The sequence below is a fragment of the Streptosporangium sp. NPDC006013 genome (assembly GCF_040614275.1).
Taxonomy (GTDB): domain Bacteria; phylum Actinomycetota; class Actinomycetes; order Streptosporangiales; family Streptosporangiaceae; genus Streptosporangium.
The window spans coordinates 1-5,837 of the sequence record NZ_JBEXUE010000566.1; the positions used below are offsets into that span (position 1 = coordinate 1).

A 5,837-nucleotide genomic window follows, 5' to 3' on the forward strand; every position below is an offset into this window, starting at 1 on the left:
GGAGCGGCCGCCGCCGTGAGGGTCAGCGCCCCCCGTCCGGGGCCGCCGCCACGGTGGCGGGGGGCGGCTCGGGCAGCGAATCCGGGATGTCGAGCAGCGAATCCTGCCTGCGGACCCGCAGGACCGTCGAGGCGAGCAGCAGCCCGATGATGATCAGGCCCGCCATGAACAGCGCACCCGCGTTGATGGAGCTCTCGGGGTACAGGACGGTGCCGTCCGGGGTACGCATTGCGAACTGCCCCATGATGACGAACAGGATGACCGGTGTGGTGCTGGAGAAGCCGCTGTAGCTCACCTGTACCATCCCGGCGATGGAACCCTGCTTGTCGGCCGGGGCGCCGGCGATGACCATGCCGGGGATCGAGCCGTAGGCCAGGCCCGTCCCGGCGCCCAGCAGCAGGGCGGCGATGAGGACCTGAAGGTAGCTGCCGTGGTTGAAGCCGAGTTGCAGACCGCCCACGAGGAGAAGTAGCAGGCCGATCTTCATCATGGTCGCGCCGCCCACACGATTGAGCAGCTTGCCGACGACAACGCCCATGATCACCATGGCGATCGACTGCGGAGCCGAGATCATCGCGTACTCCGACGCGGTCATCCCCAGGCCGTAGCCGAGCCCGGCCTCGCTCGGCGTCAAGCCGATCATCGGAGACATCGAGCCGGAGAGGCCGGTCGTCCCGTATGCCGTGGCGGCCGTCACCGCGGCGAGCAGGATCGGCCGGCGGGTGAAGATCCGCAGGTCGACGAGCGGATCGGAGAAGTTCAGCGACCGCATGACGAATCCGGCCATGAGCAGCAGGCCGACGGCGAACGCGCCCAGGGTGGTGACCGAGCCCCAGCCCCACGTACTGCCGAAGCTGATCCCCAGGAGCCCGATGCCCAGGCCAGAGCCCAGCATGCCGGCGCCCAGGAAGTCCACCCGCGAGGGGACGCGCAGCGGCGTCTCCGGAGTGGTCAGCAGCAGCAGCGGGGTGAGGATCGCCATCCAGAGAATGTCGAAGGCGAACAGGCCGCGGAAGCCCCAGTTGTCGAGCAGCCATCCGATGAGGAACGGCACGCCGATGGAGAAGACCCCGGTGCCGGTCATCGCGACCGCGCTGGCCAGCGGCAGGATCCGCCGTGGGTACACGTCGCGCATCAGCGAGTAGCTCAGGAACATCGTGGGCAGCACGGTGCCCTGCAGCAGCCGGCCCGCGATGAGCACGCCGAATGTCGGTGCCACGGTCGCCAGGACCGAGCCTGCCGTGCTCGTCAGCAGGCAGACGATCATCATTCGCCGCTTGCCGTGGATGTCGGCCAGTTTCCCCACCAGCGGGCAGAGGACGGCCCCGGAGAGGATGAAGCCGGTGAGAAGCCAGCCTCCCTGGTCCGTCTTGAAGTGGGTGGTGATCGCCGGCAGCGCCGTCGACACGAGGCTGAACCCCAGCGCGGTCCCCTCCAGGATCATGACCATCGTCACCATGGAGAGGACGAGCCGTGGGGTCCACCCGCCCGTCTCCGCCGTCGTATCCGTAGTACTCATCGTCAGGCCTCCAGAAAAACGTGATGTTTCAATGAATCTCGGCGTGGCCGCGGACCTCAGCGTCTTCGTGGCGCAGGTCCCGGCGGGGGGATGCTGTTCCTCCTTGGCACCACGCGGACACCGCGGTGTCACGCACGTTTTCCGGTTGATGACGGACCGCAGGTCCCCCACGATGGGGGTACGGTCATCCCGGCCCGGCGGGGAACCGCCGGGGCTCGGGGAGATCAGGGGCGGTGCGGAGCGCAACCGGCTCGTCCGGTTCAGGCCGCCGCGGCGGACAGCGGGTCCGCGAAGAGATGGGCGTTCTCTGCGCCGGTGTACATCAGGCCGTACCCGGCCGGCGCCTCCCAGGATGGCTCGTTCCACAACTTCGGCACGAACGGGACACCGCAGCCGACGAGCCAGTCGAAATGCTCCAGCCCGCCCCCGGCGGGGTCAGGTCCGCCGATGAGCCCGAGGAAGGCGTACGGAGCCGCGCTCACCGGCGGTCCTTGCGCCCAGGCCGGTTGAGCAACGCCGTTGACCATCATCCTCGGCCTCCTGTTCGACGGTGACCGTGCCTTTCATCGAGCACCTGCGATGAGCGGCGTCGTGCACTGGCGCAGACGCTAAGCGCCCAGTGACGCGGATCACGTCGGGCATCCCAATGAGCGGGACCCAAATCTCATCCGCACGGCGACGTCCGTACCCGGCGGCCGGTCGGAACCGGCGATCGGCAGGCTGTTCGCGCCGCCGACCGGCCCCTCGTCCCGGTCTTGCCCCGCTCGTCCTGCTGAGCGGGACCGGCCCGGGAGCGCGGCGAGGCCGTTGATTACGGTCCGGTTACCCGGAAGACCACGCCCCCGGGTTCCGGCGGGCCGATGCGGACGGAAGTGACGATGCAGTCAGCACAGCAGCCATATGACCGGCAGACCGGGGTCGTGGTCCTCGGTGCCGGCGCGGCCGGTCTCGCCGCCGCCATCTCGGCTCGCGAGGCCGGCGCCGAGGTCCTGGTGCTGGAGAAGTGCCCGCCCGAGACCGCGGGCGGCAACACCCGGGTTTCGGGCGGCAGCTGGTTCGAGAACCTCGACGCCCAGCGCGCCGCCGTCTATCTGCGCAGCCTGTGCGGGGACCTCCCGGTGTCCGAGGCGGTCATCCGCACCTGGGCGGAGGAGACCCGGCACAACACCCGGTGGATCGAGGGCCTCGGCGCGGCCGTGGCCGTGAACGGTGCCTACCCCCCGGAGTTCCCGCACCTCGACGGCGCCGACTGCTACGGCGGCTACCACAGCCTGGAGGGCCGGATGGGCGACCAGTTGCTGTACCGGTTCCTCGTCGACGCGGCGCTCGCCCGGGGCGTCGAGATCTGCTACGCCACGCCCGGCCGGGAGCTGGTCATCGATGGCGGGGTGGTCACGGGTGTCGTCGCCGAGTCCGGTGGCGGGCCACTGCGGGTGCGGGCCCGGACCGGGGTGGTGCTGGCGACCGGTGGCTTCGAAAACGACCCCGCCATGGTGCGCGACTACCTGCGACTCGCGCCGTGCCCGGTCTGGGGAAGCCCGGCGGGCACCGGTGACGGACACCGGATGGCGCAGAAGGCCGGGGCCGACCTGTGGCACATGGGCAACATGACCGCGTTCAGCGGGATACGCGTCCCCGGCTCGGACACCGGGTTCTTCATGGTGCCGCCCGCGACGGGCTACATCTGGGTCGCGCCCGACGGGCGTCGGTTCGTCGACGAGACCCCGGCGCTCGGCGGCCACGGCCAGTCGCGGATTCGCGGCCGCGACGAGCTGCATCCGGCGCAGCCCGCGTACGTCGTGTTCGACGAGCGCACGCGCCGCGCCGGGCCGCTGTGCCCGCCGCGCGAGTACCTGCCGGTCGGATGGAAGGTGCTCATCGAGGGCTACGAATGGAGCCTCGACAACCAGGCCGAGATCGATCGCGGCTGGATCCGGCGCGCCGACACCGTCGAAGGGCTGGCCGCCGGGCTGGGCGTCGCCCCAGAGACCCTGGCCGAGACGGTCCGCCACTGGAACGCGGCCTGCGCCGCCGGCCGCGACGAACGGTTCGGCCGCCGGGCCGAGAGCCTCACCCCGCTGGAGCAGGGCCCCTATTACGCGTTCGAGCTGGCACCGCTGCTGGGGTGGACCAGCGGGGGGCCGCGCCGTGACGAGCACTGCCGGGTCCTCGACCCGTTCGGCTCGGCCATCCCCGGCCTGTACGCCGCGGGGTCGGTGAGCTCCACATACAGCTGGGCGAAGGACGGCGGGTTCCACATCGCCGATGCCCTCGCCTTCGGGCGGGTCGCCGGCCGCACGGCCGCCGCGCCGCCCGCCATCACGAGCGATCTGGAGGAGACCAGTGCCAGTTCAGTGGGATGAGACGGCCGACGTCGTCGTCGTGGGATCCGGGGGCGCCGCGCTGACGGCGGCCTACACAGCGGCGGCGGGCGGATTGCGCACCCTGGTGCTGGAGAAGACGAAGTACTTCGGGGGCACCAGCGCCTACTCCGGGTCGGGTCTGTGGCTGCCCGGCAACCACATCCTGCGCCAGGCGGGTGTCGAGGACAGCGTGGAGCGGGGGCTGGAGTACTTCCGGGCCGTCGTCGGCGACCGCACACCGGCCGCGCTGCAGGAGGCCTACGTCTCGACGGCGCCCGAGCTGGTGGAGTTCCTGGACCGCGACCCGGTGCTGGAGTTCGAGTACCTGCCGTTCCCGGACTACTTCGCGGCTCCGGGGCGCGCGCCCGGCGGCCGGGGAATCTGCCCCAGGCCGCTGCCGGCGCACCTGCTGGGCGCCAGGCTCGGTCAGGTGCGCCCGCCGATCTCGATCGACCAGTTCGGCGTGCCGCAGGAGCGGGAGACGCTGACCGGGGGGCAGGCCCTCATTGGCCGGCTGCTGCTCGCCCTGGACCGCACCGGGAACGCCACGTCGCGGACCGGAACGCGGATGCGCTCGCTGGTGGTCGAGGACGGCCGGGTCGTCGGCCTGAGGCCGAGTACGAGGGCCGCGCACTGATGATCCGCGCCGAGCGCGGCGTGATCGTGGCCGCCGGCGGGTTCGAGCGCAACGCGGAGCTTCGGCGCGAGCTGCAGGGCCTGCCCGGCGCGGACTGGTCGTCGGCCGCCCCCGGGTCGAACACCGGGGACGCGCTCGCCGCGCTCCAGGCGGTGGGCGCCGCGACGGACCTGACCGACGAGGCGTGGTGGTGCCCGGCCGTACTGTTCCCCAACGGCCACGCCGCCTTCACCCTCGGCCTGCGCGGGGGCATCTTCGTGAACGCCGCGGGCGAGCGGTTCGCCAACGAGTCGCTGCCGTACGACCGGATGGGCCACGAGATCCGCGCGGGGCACGCCACCGGCGTGTCGCACCTTCCGGTCTGGTGGATCTTCGACGAGCGCTTCCCGAACGCGCCGGGGATCTCCCAGCCGGCGCCCGATCCCGAGGAGTTCCGCACGGCCGGCCTGTGGCGCAGCGCCGGCACTCTCACCGGCCTCGCCGAGCGGATCGGCGTGCCCGCCGACGTGCTCGGCAAGACCGTCACGCGGTTCAACGGCTTCGCCGCCTCCGGCGTGGACAGCGACTTCCACCGCGGCGAGGATCCCTACGACCTGTTCTTCGCCGCCGGTGACGGCCCGAACAGCTGCCTCGTCCCGATCGAGCGGGCTCCGTTCCACGCGGTGCAGGTGGTGCTCGGCGACCTCGGCACCAAAGGCGGCGCACGGATCGGAAAGGACGGGCAGGTACTCGGCGAGGACGGAAACGCGATCCCCGGCCTGTACGCCGTCGGCAACTCGGCCGCCTCGGTCGCCGGACATGCCTACCCGGCCCCCGGAGTCCCGCTCGGCTCCGGAATGGTCTTCGGCTACCGCGCCGCCACCCGGCTCCGGATGGAGGACCGATGAGCGCCGGGAAGATCAACGATGCCGTCGTCCGTTACCTGGACGCCGTGGCGAACGGGACCGCTGACGACATAGCGTCCTGCTACACGGAGGACGGGACACTCGAGGATCCGGTGGGCAGCGAGCCACGTCGTGGTCGCGCCGCGATCCGCGAATTCTACTCGGCGCTCGAGGGCGCACGACGGGACACCGAGCTGCTGACCATCCGCATCGCCGGCGACAGCGCCGCCTTCCACTTCCGGGTGCGGACCAAGCTGGGTGACCGGACGTTCGATATCGAACCGATCGACGTGATGACCTTTGACGAAGACCAGCGGATCGCCAGTATGAGGGCGTACTGGAGCGGCGACGCCTCGGCCTGCCGGGAATGGGGGTGGAGCAGATGCGACGCTACCTTGAGTACGTGGCCGACCAGCGGCTGGTCAGGCTCCAGA

General features: G+C 71.2%; 6 protein-coding genes. 4 read left to right on the plus strand and 2 right to left on the minus strand.

The window, feature by feature from the left end:
- Positions 1-22 precede the first annotated feature (22 nt).
- Positions 23-1,519, minus strand: a complete 1,497-nt coding sequence (locus ABZ260_RS45045; protein ID WP_355630384.1) for an MFS transporter — start codon at positions 1,517-1,519, stop codon at positions 23-25.
- A gap of 260 nt (positions 1,520-1,779) precedes the next feature.
- Positions 1,780-2,001 carry a hypothetical protein gene (locus tag ABZ260_RS45050; protein ID WP_355630387.1) on the minus strand — a complete coding sequence of 74 codons (222 nt, stop codon included), beginning with the start codon at positions 1,999-2,001 and terminating at the stop codon, positions 1,780-1,782.
- Between the two features lie 396 nt (positions 2,002-2,397).
- Here ABZ260_RS45050 and ABZ260_RS45055 point away from each other — a divergent pair, with 396 nt between their 5' ends.
- From ABZ260_RS45055 to ABZ260_RS45070, 4 genes are all read left to right on the plus strand, one after another.
- Positions 2,398-3,882: an FAD-dependent oxidoreductase gene (locus ABZ260_RS45055; protein ID WP_355630390.1), complete on the plus strand. Its 1,485-nt coding sequence runs from the start codon at positions 2,398-2,400 to the stop codon at positions 3,880-3,882.
- Positions 3,863-4,519 carry an FAD-dependent oxidoreductase gene (locus ABZ260_RS45060; RefSeq protein WP_355630392.1) on the plus strand — a complete coding sequence of 219 codons (657 nt, stop codon included), beginning with the start codon at positions 3,863-3,865 and terminating at the stop codon, positions 4,517-4,519. Before ABZ260_RS45055 ends, ABZ260_RS45060 begins: the two co-directional genes overlap by 20 nt.
- Positions 4,519-5,406, plus strand: a complete 888-nt coding sequence (locus ABZ260_RS45065) for an FAD-binding protein (protein WP_355630395.1) — start codon at positions 4,519-4,521, stop codon at positions 5,404-5,406. Before ABZ260_RS45060 ends, ABZ260_RS45065 begins: the two co-directional genes overlap by 1 nt.
- The coding region (locus ABZ260_RS45070; protein ID WP_355630398.1) for a nuclear transport factor 2 family protein at positions 5,403-5,837 on the plus strand (435 nt) is incomplete at its 3' end. The genes ABZ260_RS45065 and ABZ260_RS45070, both read left to right, overlap by 4 nt.